Here is a 16,829-nt window from a genome sequence, read left to right on the forward strand (position 1 = left end):
GTGTCAGGCCCGGACGTCGACTGTACCCATCATGCCGAGATCTTCATGCTCGAGGATGTGGCAGTGATACATGCGCCGCCCCGGCAAATCCTGTCGCAGCAGGATACGGACCGTCTCGCCGGCGGCAACGTTCACAGTGTCTTTACAGGCCCGGTAGGATGGCTGGGTGACCGCGCCATTCTTTTCGCGTTCGACAAGTTGGAACTGTGTCCCATGCACATGAAACGGATGGTCCATATCCGCCTGGTTGACGATTTCCCAGAGCTCGACCTGTCCGACCTTCGAAACTTCGTCAATGCGCTTCATATCGAAGCTAGCGCCATTGATGAGGAACTTCATCTCCATGCCTTCCATGGATTCCGTCAACACAAAGCGACGCGTGACGGCCGGCTTAGAAAGGTGTTCGATGGAGCGCAGCGTCGCGGGAAGCGGTGGCACGTTGGGTGCAGCATCCTCTGAAACATCGGCGGTCAGCAGGGTGATGCCGGCCGCTTCAGGCTTGCCGGGTCCCATCCACCCGCGATCATAGTCGAGCGTGACAAGCTTTGCCGCTCCCGGCCTATCGAAGGAGATGATGAGCTCAACGCGCTCGGCGGGCGCAAGCAGCAAATCGTCGATGCCGACGGGAGCCTCGATAAGGCCGCCATCCGTTCCGACAAGCGCCATGGCGGCATTCTCGAAGGCCAGTCGCAGGAAGCGCGCATTTGTCGCGTTGAAGAGACGCAGGCGACGCTTCTCCCCTTTCCTCACGGTCAATACCGGATTTTTCTGGCCGTTGACCAGCACATGATCGCCGACGCGCCCGTTCATCACATCGATCATGTTGCTCGCCGGCATGCTTCCATCTTCAGCGATCCGAAGATCGGTGAACATCAAAACAGTATCGCCATATTCCGCAGGGATCGGGTCATCCTTGGATTTCACCAGAAAGATGCCTGCGAGACCCCGATAGACCTGCGCGGCGGTGAAGCCGTGCGGATGGGGATGAAACCAATAGGATGCTGCGCTGCCTTGCGGCAGATCGAAAGCATAGAGGCGCTCGCTACCCGAGGCGATGTATTCCATGGGATTGCCATCCTGATCGGCCGGCACCGGCATTCCGTGCCAATGAACCGTCGTCGGTTCATCGGGAATGCCGTTCCTGAAGCTGATCTCGACCCTGTCGCCCTCATGCGCCTCGATCACCGGATTTCCGTCGTTATAGAGGAGGGCCGGCGTGTCGAGCCTGTCTGCGAAGCGAACCAACCCCGGTTCGGCGGCAAGCCTTGCCTTGAATAGACCCGCTTCGCCGGCCTCGTTCAGCAAACGCGGCAGCTCCCGCAAAGGCTGTCCTTCCTGCAGGACAGGCTTACCGCCGGTCATCGGCATGTCATGAGCGCCGTTTGTTCCCATATGTCCCATGTCATGCATCATTTGGGCCGCGGTCGGCCCAGAAAGCGCAAGACCCGCCAGCCCTGTCAGAAAATTACGTCGATGCATCGATTGCTTCCTCTCGCTCAACGATATCCTCATAAGACCGCTCACCACCGTGAACGCATCCGGACTGGTCTCGATCCTGGCGTCTGGATCGACAGACTGATTGCCTTGGTGGCGGATCTGCCGCCGCCGCAGGTCATGTTTTCAAGTCGCCGCACCATGAGAATTCTCATCTGTTTCGATCTCATGGTGCTCAAAGTGGAGGTTCCAACCATGGTAAGGTCAAGTGTCCTGCGGCGAAAAATATGCTATTGACCTTCCCATGGTTGGAAGCCCCACCTTCCATCGGCAATATCAGGCGGTACCTGTCAGGGAGAACATCATGAATATCGGACAGGCGGCGAAAGCATCGGGCGTATCGGCCAAGATGATCCGCTATTACGAAGAAACCGGCCTTATCCCCGCGGCCGGCAGAACGGCATCGGGCTATCGCGACTATTCGGATACCGACGTGCACATGCTGCGTTTCATCCGCCGGGCGCGCGATCTCGGCTTTGCCGTTGCCGAAATCAGCGAGCTTTTGGGGCTCTGGCGCGACGAAAGCCGCCAGAGCGCCGAGGTCAAGCGCCTCGCTCAGGGTCATATCGCGGCACTGAAGAAAAAGATCGCGGACCTGCAGGATATGGAGCACACACTCACCATGCTCGTTAACTCCTGCCAGGGCGACCATCGTCCGCATTGCCCGATCCTGCAGCGGCTCGAGACCGATCGGGAGGACGAAAATCTGTCGATCCAGCCTCGAACCGGCGCCATACCGCGGCCGCTGCAGTGATCCCTGCCCGCCGACGTCTTGGTGGCGGGTTGCCGGCACACAGCATGGTCGGGATTAAATCCATACCAAGGCGGCTCAGGCTTCGCCATCCAGAAATTGCCGGAGGCGCGGCACGACGAAGTCGAGGAAGACGCGCACGCGCTGCGGCATGCGCGCGCCGCCGAGAAAAACCGCGTGTATCTGTTCCTCGTCCGGCTCGACGACATCGGCAAGCACCTCGATGAGACGACCGGCCGCAATATCGGCCCGCACGTGATAGTCGCCCATGCGGGCAAGCCCCACACCCGCGAGCGCCATGCGCCGTACGGTTTCGCCATTATTGGCAAGCAGCGAGCTCGTCATGGCGCGATCGACGATGCGGCCGCTTTCCCGCACCGGCCAGACAGGTGCAAGACGGCGGAAATTGAAACCCAGGCAATTGTGCCGCGAGAGATCATCGACACCCAGCGGTATTCCGTGGTGATCGAGGTAGCTGGGCGCTGCGACGATCTTGCGGCGGGCAATACCGATGCGGCGTGCAATCATGCCTGAAGCCGGCAAAGCCCCAACCCGAAAAGCAACGTCGGTGCGGTCGAGATAAAGATCGACGATTTCATCGGAAAGCGACAGATCGACGACAACATTGGGATAGGTCCGCCAAAATTCCGGCAAGAGCGGCTCGAGGCCGAGCACCCCCAGCGCAACGGCAATATTGACCCGCACCGTGCCGCCGGTCGTCGTCGCACCCTGTGCCAGCTCCTGTTCGACCTCGTCGAGATCGTGCAGCAGGGCCTGGCTGCGCTCATAATAAATCTGGCCCTCCGGGGTCAGCGACAGCCGCCGGGTGGAACGCTCGACGAGCCGCACGCCGAGCCTGGCTTCGATGCGGGAGATCAGCTTGCTGACGGTCGAAGGCGTCATCCGCAGCAGGCGCGCCGCTTCCGAAAAGCTGCCGGCTTCCACTACACGAAGAAATACCTGCATTTCGCCAGCGCGATTGTCCATGGAACACCAATCTTTGATTTAGTTTCACAAATAATGTGAAAACTCAGCCAATTCTCAAGCGAGAATGCGCTCTCTATTCATAGGCGGAAGAGATTGCGCCATCAAGTCCGGTGCTCGATCCATTCACGGCGGCCGAAGCCGCCGAGGCTTTCAAAAGGAGTTTTCGATGCTTACCGTTACCGCCCATGGCGCAACAATTCCCGCGCTCGGCTTCGGCGTCTTCCGCATGTCGGACGCAGAAGTAGAGCGGGTCATCCCGGCCGCACTGGAGGCCGGTTTCCGTCATTTCGATACCGCACAGATCTATCAGAACGAGGCGGCCCTCGGCCGGGCTCTTGCTGCCGCCGGCGCCAAGCGCGATGATCTATTCCTGACGACGAAGATCTGGGTCGACAATTATAGTCAGGACAGGTTCGCCGCCTCGGTCGACGAGAGCCTCGACAAGCTCAAGACCGACCGCGTCGATCTTCTCCTTCTGCATTGGCCGGGCGACAAGGTGCCGGTCGCGGAGCAGATCGAAATGCTGAGCGCTGTCAAAGCCACCGGCAAAACCCGCTTCGTCGGCGTCAGCAACCAGAATATCGCCCAGATGCGGGAATCGGTCAGACTTTCCAGCACGCCGATCATGACCAATCAGGTCGAGATCCATCCCTATCTGCCCCAGCACGCGCTCGTTGCAGCCGCAAAAGCAAGCGGTCCTGCGATCACCGCCTACTACGGCATGGCCGACGGTGCGGTGCCGAAGGATCCAGTGCTGCAGCGGATCGGCGCCAGATATGGCAAGAGCGCCGCGCAGGTCGGTCTTCGCTGGCTGATCCAACAAGGCCACATCGCTTTGTCCAAGACGGCCAACCCGGAGCGCGTCAAGGAAAACATCGCAATCTTCGACTTCAATCTCGACGAGGCGGATATGGCCGCCATCGCCAATCTCGCACGCCCGGATGGCCGGATCGTCAGCCCGCCCGGTCTCGCGCCCGAATGGGACGCCTAAGGAGCTTCAATATGGACACCAAGATTTCGACGGCCCAAAAGGCCCAAACATCCTCTCACGCCCAATGGGCGCTTCTCGCCCTTGCGATCGGTGCCTTTGGCATCGGCACGACCGAGTTTTCGCCGATGGGACTTCTCCCCGTCATCGCCAAGGGGGTCGACGTCTCGATCCCGACCGCCGGCCTTCTGATCAGCGCCTATGCGATCGGCGTGATGGTCGGCGCCCCCTTCATGACGCTCGCCTTCAGCCGCTTTGGCAAGCGCACGGCACTGATGCTGCTGATGAGCATCTTTACGATCGGAAATCTCATGTCGGCGATGGCGCCGGGCTACTTCACGCTGCTGCTTGCGCGGCTCGTCACCAGCCTTAACCATGGCGCCTTCTTCGGCCTAGGTGCGGTGGTGGCGGCTAGCGTCGTGCCGAAGGAAAAGCAGGCAAGCGCCGTTGCCGCCATGTTCATGGGGCTGACGATCGCCAATATCGGCGGCGTGCCGGCCGCAACCTGGGTCGGTCAAGCGATCGGCTGGCGCATGGCTTTTGCAGGAACGGCGCTGATCGGCATAGCCGCCATTGCAGCGCTATGGTTCGCCCTGCCGAAAGGCGAGCGCGGCGCGATGCCTGATATCAGGCGGGAACTTACCGTACTTACTCACCCCACCGTGCTGCTTGCGATGGCAACCACCGTCATGGGCGCAGGCGCGATGTTCTCGCTATATACCTATGTCGCTCCGGCTCTCACCGAACTTACCGGCGCATCCAATAGCTTCGTGACCCTTGGGTTGGTCCTCATCGGCGTCGGCTTCACGATCGGCAACTGGCTGGGCGGACGGCTCGCCGACTGGTCGCTCGACGGTGCGACCAAGATCTTCCTGGCTCTGCTCGCAGCCATCATGTTCGCGCTGCCGCTGGCGATGGTCACCCACGTTGGTGCCGCCATCGGTCTGCTTCTCTGGGGTGGCGCGGCATTTGCCCTCGTCCCGCCCGTGCAGATGCGCGTCATGGAAGCAGCGTCAGAAGCGCCGGGGCTTGCTTCCTCCATCAATGTCGGAGCCTTCAATCTCGGCAATGCTCTGGGGGCGGCCACCGGTGCCGCCGTCATCAGCCTCGGCTTCGGCTATGCGGCCGTCGCGATTGCCGGAGGTCTGTTGGCCGCCGCCGGCTTGGCGCTGGTGTTGATCGGTACACGCAAACAGTCATCGCTCCCGGCAAATTGCGGCGCTTGATAAGCTCAAAGCGTCCAAGCCCTCGATAATGAAGCCTGATCATGCCGTCTGCAGGTTGATGCCATCGCCTGCAGGCGGTTTTGCGCATTCCGGGGATGCTTGTGGCTCTGTCCTGTCGAAGGCACGCCTTGTCGTATAGTGCTGGCCGGTGCCACACTTACCGAAATTGGCCGGCACTTCTAATTTGTCTTATGAATTAAAGGCCTTCGTATTGCCAGCGCTGGTTGCTTTCGGATAGACCCTTTCCATCTCTCGTGTTCAGATTTTCCGGAGCATCGAAATGCGTCTTGAACCGCAGCAGCGAATTTATGTCTGCTTCTTCCTCTTTGCGGTATCGATGGGCGCAATGCTGTCGCGCCTTCCCGATCTGCAGGACGCCTTGCAGATCGACAAATCGGAGCTCGGTCTGACACTGATCGGCGCAGCTATCGGGGCGCTGATATCGCTCACCTTCGCCTCCCCGATCGTTGCACGTCTGGGCGCGCGCAAGACGGCATTCATCACCGTGCTCGGAACTTCCGCATCCCTGGCGCTCGTGCCCTGGATGGGCGTTGCTCCGCTTGTCTTTGCCATCCTGCTTTGTGAAGGTCTGCTGGCCGGGGCGTGATGAACCGCGCCCATGGGTTCTGGAGCCTCGGCTTCTTCGTCACCGCCCTCGCATCTTCGGTCATCCGCCAGGCCGGCATTTCGATGCAGCTGCACCTTGCCCTGACATTCACTTTCGTGCTGATCGTGGGTTCGCTTGTCATTGCCGGCATGCGCAATGCGCCCGCCCGCCCGGCACAGGATCATCCGGAGGCCGGGCATGTCGCGCTGCCGACGCTCGGCCTTCTGCCTCTCTGCGTGATCGGCATTGCCGCTTTTCTGGTCGAGGGCGCAGGTATCGACTGGTCGGCGATCTACATGCGCGACGTCTTTCACGTCGAGCCCTTGGTCGGCGGTCTCGGATTGACGCTTTTTACCTTCTTCATGGCGCTGGCAAGATTGTTTGCGGACCAGTTCGTCGATCGCTTCGGCTCCCGCTCCGTTGCACTGTCGCTGCTGCTCCTCTCGACTGCCGGCCTCTGCGCCGTCTGGGTCGCACCCCACCCCAATGTGGCGCTGCTCGGCTTTGCCCTCATGGGCGCCGGCTGCAGCGCTGTTTATCCGCTTGCGGTTTCGGCCGCCGCCCAGCGCACCGATCGTCCGGCTCATGTCAATGTTGCCGCACTTGGACAAATGTCCTTCGTCGTCTTCTTCCTGGCTCCACCGCTGCTGGGATTCGTTGCCGAACATGCAGGAATTCGCACGGCCTACCTTGTCTGCATCCCGGTCATCCTCGCCGCCTTGATGGGCATCGGGTCGCTCTCCGCACGCCGCAGCGCTTTTGCATAAGGGCTCTCCTATCGCTGAAGTCGCCTCCATCTTCGCCAGGATCCGTTATTCGCTGTGAGGGGGAACGCTATACGCTTCCCCCTCCTCCGCAGCCAAGCGTGGGGCATCGCTCGCCTGCGGTGCTTTCACCAAACCAGGAGCCTCTGCCCGCTTAACGCAGCGAGCGAAATGCCGCCCTGACTTCATTGGTGAAAATCGCCGGCTGCTCCCAGGCCGCAAAGTGGCCGCCATTCTCGGTCTTGTTGAAGTAGATCAGATTGCCGAAGGCACGCTCCGTCCACGACTTGGGTGCCTGATAGATTTCTCCCGGAAAGACACTAACCGCGACCGGCACGGAAGGGATCCTTTCGAGAGCGTTGAAATTGTTGGTGTGGTCTTCCCAATAGATCTGGGCTGCCGAGGTACCGGTCTCCGTGAACCAATAGAGAGAAATGTCGTCCAACATCTCGTCCCGAGTGAGAACCTTTTCCGGCTGCTTGTTGCTATACGTCCACTCGGCGAACTTGTCGTACATCCACGCGGCCATTCCGATCGGCGAATCGACGAGCGAGTAACCGATCGTCTGCGGACGCGTAACCATCATTTGGGCGTAGGCAGCGCTGTCCCGGTAGAAAATCGCGAGCTTCTCGAAGCAGGCGCGTTCGTCCGCAGTGAGACCTGCGGGCACAGGGGCACCTGCAGCCAAGATCAGCACGATTTCTTTTGGAACGATCGCAGGCATGTTGAGATGAATGCCCAGCAGTCCGGGCACCTTTTGATGCGCCATGCGCTCGGAGATGACCGAGCCGCAATCGCCGCCTTGCGAGACGAACTTCTCATATCCGAGCCGATTCATCAGCGTGCCCCATGCCCGGCCGATATGGTCCGAACCCCAGCCCCTCGTCTTCGGCTTGCCGGAGAAGCCGAAACCGGGGATCGATGGCACCACGAGATGAAAGGCGTCTTCGGCCTTGCCGCCATGAGCGGTCGGATTCGTCAAGGGATCGATGACCTTGAGCATTTCCAGAGCCGAGCCCGGCCAACCGTGGGTCATGATCAGCGGCATTGCATTTTCGTGTGGGGAGCGCACGTGAATGAAGTGAATATCCAGCCCATCGATTTCGGTCATGAACATCGGCAGAGAATTGAGCTTCTGTTCCACCTTTCGCCAATCATAGCCGTCGGCCCAATATCCAACGAGATCGCGCAGGCGTTCGAGTTGCACGCCCTGGGAGTCGTCAGCGACATTCTCCTTGAGCGGCCAGCGTGCCGTCGCAAGCCTCTGCTTCAGTTCGGCAATCGCGCTGTTGGCAATATGGACCTTGAACGGCTTCACACCATCAGGCAAGGCGTCCGATGCGGCAAAGGATATGGCGGGCTTCAGGAGCGAGGCTGCACCGGCGACAGCAGCCGCAGTCACAAAGGCGCGTCTATTCATTGAGAAGGATAAAGGCGACATCAGGTTCTCCAAATGTTTGGGAGGTTTGTTGAATGCCGCGAAGTTTTGCTCTCTGCGTGTATCCCGGTTGTGTCCTCAACCTAGCCAAATTGTATCCCTCTTTGTCCGGATCGACCGAGGCTACAATGGAACAAAGAACTCTGCGTTTTGGCTTTGCCAGCGGCAAAATGCACCCGAAAAATATGGAACTTGGCCGAGTAGCCAGTGAAGAGGAATTTTTGGAGAATCTTGAGGGTGGGAAATGAGGCAATGCGGCGCTGCCGAACCCTGAAGTGGAACCAGAGGGTTTGCGCGAGCGTATGGAAGTCGTCTTCGATGATGGAAGAGGTTCGATGGCGGCTTGCCGAGAGCAACGCTCGCCTATCGGTGAAAAGAGGGGACTATCCTAGCGGGAGGAGAAACCATGATAGCCGGCCGGCCGCGATAGGATGAAATCAGGCCGGCAAATTTCACTCAATCGCGTTGCCGCACCTTACGGCGCATAGCGCGTAAAGACGTAGTCGTGATCCCTGACGTTGCCAACATGGCAGCTGAGGCAGGTTTCATGTTGCGCAATATCAACCGGCTTGCCGTCGACGAACCGTCCGAAACCCCAGCCGTGACTGTCGGGATATTTCTTGGAATCCTTCACCATGACCTGCACCGTGGTCGGCGTTCCAGGCACCGTTGCCGGCGCGAACTCCGTTGATTGCTTGCGCTTATAGGCAAGCTTGACGAGGATCGAACCATCCGGAAAAGGCAGGGTACCCTTTTTATACGCGTCGATAGCGATATCGTTGCCGAGTACCGCGCGAAGTTCGTCAAGCGGTGGAGCCTCTTGTGCCGGCGCAATGAATTTCCAGTCCCGATAGCCTTCCGGTATGGTGACGCCGTAAATCGGCGAAGCATTTTCCGGCGTTGCAGAACCTGCCGATTGAGACGCGGCGATGCCGACGGCAAGGCTTGAGACGGCCAATGCGCCAAGGAATGCGAATTTCATTTTTGACTCCTGCCTGACGGATAATCCCGCAGAAGATCGCCGGGAATTGTATCCGCTAAATTTCAGGAAACGGCTCGATTGTATCGCAATGTAGCCAGGGAAACCCATTCGTGTGAGCTGCTCATCGGAAATCGGGTGGCTACCGCTCCGGTTCGAACGCTAGACTTCAGCTTATCACGGCTTCCGAGGACCCGACATGAACACATCGATCTCCACTTCCGCACCGGCTTTCACGGAAAACTCTATAGAGGCTCGGGTCGACGCTTATGATTGGCCGTCGCTCGCAAGAGAGCTTGACGGCTTCGGCTGCGTCGTCCTTCCGAAGCTTCTGGCACCCGATGAATGCGCTGCGGTCTCCGGGCTCTACTCCGAGGAACGTCATTTCCGCAACCACATCATCATGGCGCGTCACGGTTTCGGAAGAGGCGAATACCGCTATTTCAACTATCCGCTACCGGGGCTTCTCAGTGGACTGCGCACAGCGCTTTATCCCCACCTCGCCGGCATCGCAAACCGGTGGAATGAACGCATGGGCGTCGCCGAACGCTATCCCGATGAGCATGCCGCCTTCCTGAGGCAATGCCACGAAGCCGGCCAGAGGCGTCCGACGCCGCTGCTGCTGCAATATGTGCCGGGAGACTTCAACTGCCTGCATCAGGATCTCTACGGCGAGCTTGCCTTTCCGATCCAGGTGGCCACTCTGCTTTCCGAGCCGGGACAGGATTTCACCGGTGGCGAGTTTGTCCTGACCGAGCAGCGGCCACGCATGCAAAGCCGTGTGGAAGTCGTGTCGCTTCGGCAAGGCGACGCCGTCGCTTTTGCTGTCCATAACCGGCCCGCGCAGGGCACAAAGGGCAGCCACCGTGTCAATCTAAGGCACGGGGTAAGCCGCGTCCGTTCAGGCATGCGCCACACTGTGGGGATCATCTTTCACGACGCCCGCTAAGGGCGCCGCTAACCGACGAAGCCGGCGTAATTTTCTCCGATAATTCTGTGCATGATGGCCGAGTATGCCTCGTGATTCTGATCGCCCGCCAAGACGCGCCCGAGCGACGGCTGCGCGAAAGCCGACATGGGCAGGAGGGCGAGCGGCGTCGAAACAGGTGTGAGGTGCGACCCCTGCCCGGCGCGCAATGTCGTCAGCAAGCCGAACATTTCGCCGGTGATACTGGGCCTCGACAATATCGCCATGCGATACTGCCCGGACGAATTCGTCACCAGGTAGATATGCCCCGACAGGTGCGGCACCGACACCGAGCCCTGCTGTGAAAAAGAGGCGTCGCTGCGCTCGCGTTCCCGGAAGCTCAGACAGGTCCGTTCTCCATCCCAGGCGATCTCGGTGCAATAGGCGAAAATCGCCTTCGCATCGCCGAAGGACGGACGAAGCGTCAGGTAAGTGCCTTCCAGCCATGACACCGAGGCGCGGGAATAGGCACCAAGCTCCTCGGGGGCATGGCCGGGCTTGTCATTGACAACGGTCGCTTGCGTTCCAGCCGGCTCCCGCAGGACGACACCCATCGCCTGCTCCAGCCGAATGAGGGTCGCGAGCGTGAAGGGACGGTGGCCGGAAAGGGCCTTCTCCAAGGTCGAAAGGCTGATGCGCGCGTCATTGGCAAGACGCTGCCGGGAAATGCGCCGTCTGGCGATCTCCTCGCGAACCCGCGCTGCCACGGCGCTGTTCTGGCTGTCGGACAAATAGGGGTCGCCCTGGACCATTCCTTCGTTTCCTGTTTGCGTAATTTTTTTCACAATTCCACACATGGCCGTAACCGGCAAGACCGTTTGCGGCAAGATGCGGACGAAACAGGTCAAAGCTTACGCTGGCGAGAAAATAGCCTTTGTTCACAATGGCTTCAGTCAATCCACCAGCGAAACAAGGAGCCTGTCATGTCAGCCTCGCCAAACATCTCGCGCTGCCAGAAGCGGCAAAATTTCCTCATCAGATTCGGCCTGCTGCTTTGGTTCAGCAATGCCATCCTGCTGCCGATGCTTGCCGTCATTTTCGCACTGCTGCATCCGCTGGAATCGCACGCGCAACCGGCAGCCTTCGTCACGCCGAACGAAATGGGCACCGGCAGCCTTCTTCTTCAGACCAAGGACGAAGGAAAATATATAGAGGCGCCCCGCCTTGCGACCGATGTCGATCTCGACGTCAATGGACCGACGGCACGCGCAGTCCTCACCCAAGCCTTCGAAAATTCAACCGACAAATGGGTCGAAGCCCTCTACGTATTTCCTCTTCCGGAAGACAGCGCCGTCTATTCCCTGAAGATGATCGTCGGCAACCGGGTCGTTGTCGCTGATATCAAGGAGAAGCAGGCTGCGCGTGCCATCTACGAGAAGGCGCGCAGAGAAGGAAAGAAGGCCTCCCTCGTCGAACATCAGCGCCCGAACGTCTTTACCAATGCGGTCGCAAACATAGGCCCGCATGAAAAGATCGTCGTTCAGATCGAATATCAGCAGGCCGTGCATCTCGCCGACGGGCGTTTCTCCCTGCGAGTTCCCCTGGTTGTGGCTCCGCGCTACACGCCGCGGGATGCCTCGCCCATTACACAGCAAGCCGATCTGAAGGCCGGCTGGGGTCAGTCCAAACAGAGCTCATCGCGGAAACTTAGCGACAAGCCTGTCTCGGCGCCCCTGATGGCACCTGGCGACGACCGCACCAACCCTGTCACCCTCAAAGTCAATCTCAATGCCGGCTTTCCGCTCGATGACGTCAAAAGCCTCTATCACGCGGTCAAGATCGACAAAGTAAGCGACACCGAGCGCCGGATCATCCTGGATGGCGATGCGACTGCAGATCGCGACTTCGTGCTCGAATGGAGCGCGATCGCAAGCAATATGCCAAGCGTCGGTCTCTTCCGCGAGCGTGTCGGCAAGGCTGACTATGTGCTTGCCTATGTGATGCCGCCGGCGGTGGCAACGCCGCAGAAGGCGGGCCGCGAAGTGGTCTTCGTCATCGACAATTCCGGGTCGATGGGCGGCACGTCGATCGAACAGGCAAGGGCGAGCCTCGATTATGCCCTCTCCCGACTCGAGCCGAACGATCGCTTCAACGTCATCCGCTTTGACAACACGATGACCAAATTCTTCCCCGATTCGGTCATGGCGACGGCTGAAAATATCGCCTCGGCCCGCCGCTTCGTCACCGGTCTGGAAGCTGCCGGCGGAACGGAAATGCTGCCACCGCTTCAAGCAGCACTCGACGACAGCCATCAAGCGAACGGATTGCGCCAGGTCGTGTTCCTGACCGACGGCGAGGTCAGCAACGAGCAGCAGCTTCTCGATGCGATCGCGAAGTCGCGCGGGCGCTCTCGCATCTTCATGGTCGGCATCGGCTCGGCGCCGAACACCTACCTGATGAGCCGCGCCGCCGAACTTGGCCGTGGCAGCTTCACCCATATCGGGTCGGTCGCAGAAGTGAACGAACGCATGCGCGCCCTCTTCGACAAGCTGGAGAACCCGGCCGTCACCGATGTCGTCGCTGCCTTTTCGGAGAAGAATGTCAGCCTGTCGCCCAACCTCCTGCCTGACATCTACCATGGCGAACCGCTCGTTCTGGCGGCCCGGATGGGAAAAGCTGCCGGAACCCTGACCGTCAGCGGCAAGATCGGTGACCGCCCATGGACGATCTCCTTGCCGCTCGATCAGGCAAGCAATGCCAAGGGTATCTCCGAGATCTGGGCACGGCGCCAGATAGATGATGCCGAGGTCAATCTCACGCTTGGCAAGATCTCGCAGGCCGATGCCGACAAGCGCATCCTGCAATTGGCGCTCGACCATCATCTGGTCACGCGCCTTACAAGTCTCGTCGCCGTCGATACCAAGCGTCTGCGACCGACAAACGCACCGCTGACGCAGGCCGACATTCCATTGCAGCTTCCCGCAGGCTGGGATTACAACAAGCTCCTCGGCATCGGTGCAACGCGGGATGCGAAAGCCGACACCAGGCATCTGCAGGCAGACGACAAGTCGCAGGGTGCCGATGGCGATGCGGAGCTCGAGCCAATCTCCGCACCGGCTCCGGCAAGCGTTCCGCTGCCGCAGACGGCAACGCCGGGAATGCTTCTCATCCTCCAGGGATTGCTTGCTCTTCTGTGTGGGGCTTCGCTGCTGTTCCTAGCATCGCGAAGGAGCCGGGCATGATCGTCGCCACTCGCCTCCAAACCATGGGGAGCGCGCCAGCGCGCTCCCTTCTGACTTTTGCGGCCGGCATTTTCATTGCCGCCGGTCTCTTCCTCGCCGCGCAAGGCGGATGGATCTACGCCAAGGCAGCTTTGGCGCAAGTCCTTCTGGAACGTGCCTTTGCCGAAAGCGTAACGTCAGGCGCAGCGGTCAAGCCCTGGAGCTGGGCCGATACCTGGCCGGTGGCGCGTATCGAGGTTCCGCGCCTTGGCGTTTCCGCCATCGCCCTGAAGGGTGCAAGCGGCCAGGCGCTTGCCTTCGGCCCCGGTCATCTCGACAACACCCCGCAGGCAGGCGAAGAGGGTACAGCGGTCTATGCAGCACACCGCGATACCCATTTTACTTTCCTAAAAGATATCCATGTGAACGACCGTATCCGCATCACACGTCGCGACGGCCGGACTTTCACTTTCCGCGTGAGCCGCATGGCCGTGGCCCGCTGGGATGAGGCTGAAATAGACCCCGATGCGCGCGGCGCCCATCTCGTCCTGGCGACATGCTTTCCCTTCGACGCCGTGACCTCGGGGCCGCTTCGCTATCTGGTCTATGCCGATCTCGAAGAAACGATGGCGAAATAGACCACGGCCAGCCATAAGGAATCTACCCTACCCGCTGTTGCGGGTAGACGCTTGCGAGTAACGCGCGTCCATGGGTGCGAGGCCATTGGCGTCAGGTTTTGTCAGGATACCATAGAGTTCCGGGCGGCGGCCTCTTATCCAGCGCTGGCCCGTACATTTGTCGAGCAAGGCCAGATCGATTTCAGCGCTCACCCTCGCATCGGCGGCGGCCCAGGTTTCTGCCAGGATGCGCCCATAAGGATCGAGGATCATGGCATTGCCGGTGCGCACCTCGTCTTCATCCTGTCCGACGCCATTGCTGAAGACGAGGAACATTCCATTGTCGTGGGCGCGCGACGGCAGCCAGCGCATGAACCACTCCCGGCCGTTCGGACCGCGAAATTCAGCCTCGATCGCCTCGGGGTCTTCGTAGCGATTGATCCATTTTTCGACCGGTATCCGCTTCAGCCCGTGCGGACTAACCGAATGGCCGCCGCCGGCCTGATGCGGCGCGATCAGCAATTCGGCACCAAGCAGCGCCGTGGCGCGCGCGTTCTCGATCAGATTATTGTCCCAGCAGATCAGGATGCCGGCACGAATTCCCCAAGGTGTGTCGAAGACCGTGAAGGCATCGCCGCTAGAAATGAGGCGATGCTCCCAGGCATGCAGTTTGCGATGGCGATGGATGTGTCCATCCGGCATGCAGACCGCGTAACTATTATAGAGCTTTCCGTTTTCACCCAGCTCGAGGAAGCCGGCGCCGATCGCGATGCCCTTCTCCCGCGCCAGGGCGGCGATTCGCGTGATCGAGGGACCAGAGAGCGGCTCCGCCAGCGTCTGCAGCGCGGGACCATCGAGCTTAGGAACATGCCAATATCCACAGATGCACATTTCGGGAAAGACGACGAGCTGATTATCAGCCTGAACGGCTTCCTCCGTGAAATGCTCTATGCGCGAGAGATTGTAGGCCTTGTCATTGGCCCGATGCTGAAACTGTACGGAAGAAATTTTGAGCGTCATGTCGATTGCTCCTTTCGTCATGAGCCCATTTGACCACGCACCATCTCTTTCGTAAAATGACTTTATCGATTAAAATTATTCCTGGACAGAATGGAAATAAAGCTCCTCCGATCCTTCATTCAATTGATCGACAGCGGCCACTACGGCAAGGCTTCGGCAAAATTGTTCGTCACCCAGTCGACCCTGACCAAGCAGATTCAGGCTTTGGAAGCTGCAATGGGCGGAGCTTTGTTCGAGCGCGGCCGCCATGGCGCCAAACTGACGCCTCTCGGAGAACTTCTGCAGCGCGAAGCACGCCCGCTTCTCCGATTGAACGACGACGTCGACAGGAAGATGCATCGCGCCATAGCCGGCCTTACCGGATATCTCGACATCGGATTTGGAATATCGACACTTGCCGTCGCACCACGGCTGATCGCCGGTTTTCGCGCGGCGACGCCGGATTGCAGCATCACGCTCAACGACCTGCCATCGCGGGAACAGCATCAGCGCCTGCTCGACGGCCGGCTCGATATCGGTTTCTGCCGGGCGCCGGAGGACGATCGCGGCTTGGCTTTCATGCCCGTCGTCGAAGAGCATCTAGCCTTGGCGCTTCCAAGTGGGGTGACCATGCCGGCCCAGGATCGGCTGGCGGAGCTGAATGAGCTTGGATTTGTCGCACTTTCGCCGTCGCGTGGACCGGGACTGGATGACCAGATCAGGCGCTGGTGTTCGCTTGCCGGTTTCGAGCCTCGCGTCGCCCAATATGCCGACGACATACTGACCGTGCACGCCATCGTTTCTGCCGGCCTGGGCGCGGCATTCCTGCCTTGGCATGGCGTGCGGGCATTGGCGGGGTCCATCCGCACGCAATCTCTCTCAGGACCGGGATCAAAATGGCCGGTAGGAATCTGCTGGCATCGCAAACATACGAGCCCTCTGTTAGCCGGCTTTGTAGATCATGTATCGAAGAGTCTGGAATTCGACCACCCAGCCTCCGAGTGGCAATCGGGATAAAGGCCTAGCTTGCATCGGCATTCTGCGATGCAAGCGATCACTCTCGTTGCCGGCAATGAGGTGATGCATCCAACCCCGTTCTCCGAAAGACGCTAAACGTGAGACTGCCCGACCTCGTCGTCGGACGGTTCAAGCGCCCTGATGCTCAAAACGAACCATGGAGCCAAAGCATTGTCGGCATACTCAGAACAGCCACCGCAATCATCACTGAAACTGCCATCTTGATCGCTTTGATGCGCCGTGTCCTGACGCCGCTCCAATCATAGCTCAAAGTTGCTAACCCTCACAAATCATTAATGATTCGCAAACTAGGGCCGATCCAACTTTCGACAAGGGAGGGCGGTGATTCGTCCACAGCCGATATTTCAACGTCCGTTATGTGAAACTTGTCCAGCCTTTATCCATGGCAGACGTCCGCTCAACGCTCCAGGCATGCCGAACGGCTATATGCTCGCTGCCTGCACTTGTGCCATGATCGCTGAAAGGGAAAGCCGGAGATCCTGCGTGAGAGCATCCGCACGAAGCCGACTCACAGAGCCCCATTCGGTGATTCCCGTTGTCGAAATCGTTACAATCTTAGCCGGATAGAGATCGGCAGATCGGTGGCAACGACATTATGCAATCAAAAGCGTAAGCCTTCATCCGCAGCTATTTCCAGCGGGTGGCTGCAGAAAGTGCAGGAAAGACAGCGCGTTAAACGGCCCGGCCAAAGTCCTGGCTGTCACACGCTGACCGTTCATTATCCGTTAATCTCTGGACGGCCTCACAGAATCGTGTTCTATGTTCTGGCGGGCAAATGTCGGCAAACCGGCGACAGGCCGCCAAGAGGGATAA

Annotated in this window: 13 protein-coding genes and 1 pseudogene; 8 read left to right on the forward strand and 6 right to left on the reverse strand. The window is 59.6% G+C overall.

The window, feature by feature from the left end; all coding sequences use genetic code 11:
- Window positions 1-3 precede the first annotated feature (3 nt).
- Window positions 4-1,479 carry a multicopper oxidase family protein gene (locus ACK83U_RS28210; protein WP_112611028.1) on the reverse strand — a complete coding sequence of 492 codons (1,476 nt, stop codon included), beginning with the start codon at window positions 1,477-1,479 and terminating at the stop codon, window positions 4-6.
- A 319-nt stretch (window positions 1,480-1,798) separates the two neighbouring features.
- On the opposite strand from ACK83U_RS28210, the gene cueR reads away from it, so the two are divergent.
- Window positions 1,799-2,248 (forward strand): Cu(I)-responsive transcriptional regulator, encoded by a 450-nt coding sequence (gene cueR, locus ACK83U_RS28215; RefSeq protein WP_112611026.1) that lies wholly within the window; start codon window positions 1,799-1,801, stop codon window positions 2,246-2,248.
- Window positions 2,249-2,323: 75 nt separating this feature from the next.
- On the opposite strand, the gene ACK83U_RS28220 is transcribed toward cueR, so the two are convergent.
- A complete protein-coding gene (locus ACK83U_RS28220; protein ID WP_112611024.1) occupies window positions 2,324-3,232 on the reverse strand; it encodes a LysR family transcriptional regulator in 909 nt (302 codons plus the stop codon).
- Between the two features lie 166 nt (window positions 3,233-3,398).
- Here ACK83U_RS28220 and ACK83U_RS28225 point away from each other — a divergent pair, with 166 nt between their 5' ends.
- The 3 genes and pseudogenes from ACK83U_RS28225 (at window position 3,399) to ACK83U_RS28235 (ending at window position 6,820) form a co-directional block, all read left to right on the forward strand.
- Window positions 3,399-4,223: an aldo/keto reductase gene (locus tag ACK83U_RS28225; RefSeq protein ID WP_112611022.1), complete on the forward strand. Its 825-nt coding sequence runs from the start codon at window positions 3,399-3,401 to the stop codon at window positions 4,221-4,223.
- Window positions 4,224-4,234: 11 nt separating this feature from the next.
- A complete protein-coding gene (locus ACK83U_RS28230; protein WP_112611020.1) occupies window positions 4,235-5,446 on the forward strand; it encodes an MFS transporter in 1,212 nt (403 codons plus the stop codon).
- Between the two features lie 280 nt (window positions 5,447-5,726).
- Window positions 5,727-6,820: pseudogene (locus ACK83U_RS28235) on the forward strand (MFS transporter).
- Between the two features lie 151 nt (window positions 6,821-6,971).
- On the opposite strand, the gene ACK83U_RS28240 reads toward ACK83U_RS28235, so the two are convergent.
- Together ACK83U_RS28240 and ACK83U_RS28245 are read right to left on the reverse strand one after the other, a co-directional pair.
- Complete coding sequence (locus tag ACK83U_RS28240) at window positions 6,972-8,258, reverse strand: epoxide hydrolase family protein (RefSeq protein WP_112611018.1); 1,287 nt, start codon at window positions 8,256-8,258, stop codon at window positions 6,972-6,974.
- Between the two features lie 472 nt (window positions 8,259-8,730).
- Window positions 8,731-9,237 carry a cytochrome P460 family protein gene (locus ACK83U_RS28245; RefSeq protein WP_112611016.1) on the reverse strand — a complete coding sequence of 169 codons (507 nt, stop codon included), beginning with the start codon at window positions 9,235-9,237 and terminating at the stop codon, window positions 8,731-8,733.
- A gap of 196 nt (window positions 9,238-9,433) precedes the next feature.
- Between ACK83U_RS28245 and ACK83U_RS28250 the strand changes: the two genes are divergently transcribed.
- Window positions 9,434-10,183 (forward strand): 2OG-Fe(II) oxygenase, encoded by a 750-nt coding sequence (locus tag ACK83U_RS28250; protein WP_112611014.1) that lies wholly within the window; start codon window positions 9,434-9,436, stop codon window positions 10,181-10,183.
- 8 nt (window positions 10,184-10,191) lie between these two features.
- On the opposite strand, the gene ACK83U_RS28255 is transcribed toward ACK83U_RS28250, so the two are convergent.
- Window positions 10,192-10,953: a helix-turn-helix domain-containing protein gene (locus ACK83U_RS28255; RefSeq protein ID WP_112415937.1), complete on the reverse strand. Its 762-nt coding sequence runs from the start codon at window positions 10,951-10,953 to the stop codon at window positions 10,192-10,194.
- Window positions 10,954-11,124: 171 nt separating this feature from the next.
- Here ACK83U_RS28255 and ACK83U_RS28260 point away from each other — a divergent pair, with 171 nt between their 5' ends.
- Window positions 11,125-13,383, forward strand: a complete 2,259-nt coding sequence (locus ACK83U_RS28260) for a marine proteobacterial sortase target protein (RefSeq protein WP_112611012.1) — start codon at window positions 11,125-11,127, stop codon at window positions 13,381-13,383.
- On the forward strand, window positions 13,380-14,000 hold the full coding sequence (locus ACK83U_RS28265; RefSeq protein WP_412474956.1) for a class GN sortase: 621 nt from the start codon (window positions 13,380-13,382) through the stop codon (window positions 13,998-14,000). The genes ACK83U_RS28260 and ACK83U_RS28265 overlap by 4 nt, the downstream gene beginning before the upstream one ends.
- A gap of 27 nt (window positions 14,001-14,027) precedes the next feature.
- On the opposite strand, the gene ACK83U_RS28270 is transcribed toward ACK83U_RS28265, so the two are convergent.
- Window positions 14,028-14,999, reverse strand: coding sequence for a nitrilase family protein (locus ACK83U_RS28270; protein ID WP_112611010.1), 972 nt, complete (start codon window positions 14,997-14,999; stop codon window positions 14,028-14,030).
- Window positions 15,000-15,089: 90 nt separating this feature from the next.
- Here ACK83U_RS28270 and ACK83U_RS28275 point away from each other — a divergent pair, with 90 nt between their 5' ends.
- Window positions 15,090-15,995, forward strand: coding sequence for a LysR family transcriptional regulator (locus ACK83U_RS28275; protein ID WP_112611008.1), 906 nt, complete (start codon window positions 15,090-15,092; stop codon window positions 15,993-15,995).
- The last annotated feature ends 834 nt before the right edge of the window (window positions 15,996-16,829 follow it).

Origin of the sequence: Rhizobium sp. WW22, from assembly GCF_047041135.1 — a bacterium.
Taxonomy (GTDB): Bacteria; Pseudomonadota; Alphaproteobacteria; order Rhizobiales; family Rhizobiaceae; genus Rhizobium.

Excerpts from the sequence above, each read along its gene's own strand:
- ACK83U_RS28270 (WP_112611010.1), bottom strand. The coding sequence starts at position 14,999 with ATGACGCTCAAAATTTCTTCCGTACAGTTTCAGCATCGGGCCAATGAC.
- ACK83U_RS28225 (WP_112611022.1), top strand. The coding sequence starts at position 3,399 with ATGCTTACCGTTACCGCCCATGGCGCAACAATTCCCGCGCTCGGCTTC.
- cueR (WP_112611026.1), top strand. The coding sequence starts at position 1,799 with ATGAATATCGGACAGGCGGCGAAAGCATCGGGCGTATCGGCCAAGATG.
- ACK83U_RS28275 (WP_112611008.1), top strand. The coding sequence starts at position 15,090 with ATGGAAATAAAGCTCCTCCGATCCTTCATTCAATTGATCGACAGCGGC.
- ACK83U_RS28255 (WP_112415937.1), bottom strand. The coding sequence starts at position 10,953 with ATGGTCCAGGGCGACCCCTATTTGTCCGACAGCCAGAACAGCGCCGTG.
- ACK83U_RS28240 (WP_112611018.1), bottom strand. The coding sequence starts at position 8,258 with ATGTCGCCTTTATCCTTCTCAATGAATAGACGCGCCTTTGTGACTGCG.
- ACK83U_RS28210 (WP_112611028.1), bottom strand. The coding sequence starts at position 1,479 with ATGCATCGACGTAATTTTCTGACAGGGCTGGCGGGTCTTGCGCTTTCT.
- ACK83U_RS28250 (WP_112611014.1), top strand. The coding sequence starts at position 9,434 with ATGAACACATCGATCTCCACTTCCGCACCGGCTTTCACGGAAAACTCT.
- ACK83U_RS28230 (WP_112611020.1), top strand. The coding sequence starts at position 4,235 with ATGGACACCAAGATTTCGACGGCCCAAAAGGCCCAAACATCCTCTCAC.
- ACK83U_RS28260 (WP_112611012.1), top strand. The coding sequence starts at position 11,125 with ATGTCAGCCTCGCCAAACATCTCGCGCTGCCAGAAGCGGCAAAATTTC.
- ACK83U_RS28245 (WP_112611016.1), bottom strand. The coding sequence starts at position 9,237 with ATGAAATTCGCATTCCTTGGCGCATTGGCCGTCTCAAGCCTTGCCGTC.
- ACK83U_RS28220 (WP_112611024.1), bottom strand. The coding sequence starts at position 3,232 with ATGGACAATCGCGCTGGCGAAATGCAGGTATTTCTTCGTGTAGTGGAA.
- ACK83U_RS28265 (WP_412474956.1), top strand. The coding sequence starts at position 13,380 with ATGATCGTCGCCACTCGCCTCCAAACCATGGGGAGCGCGCCAGCGCGC.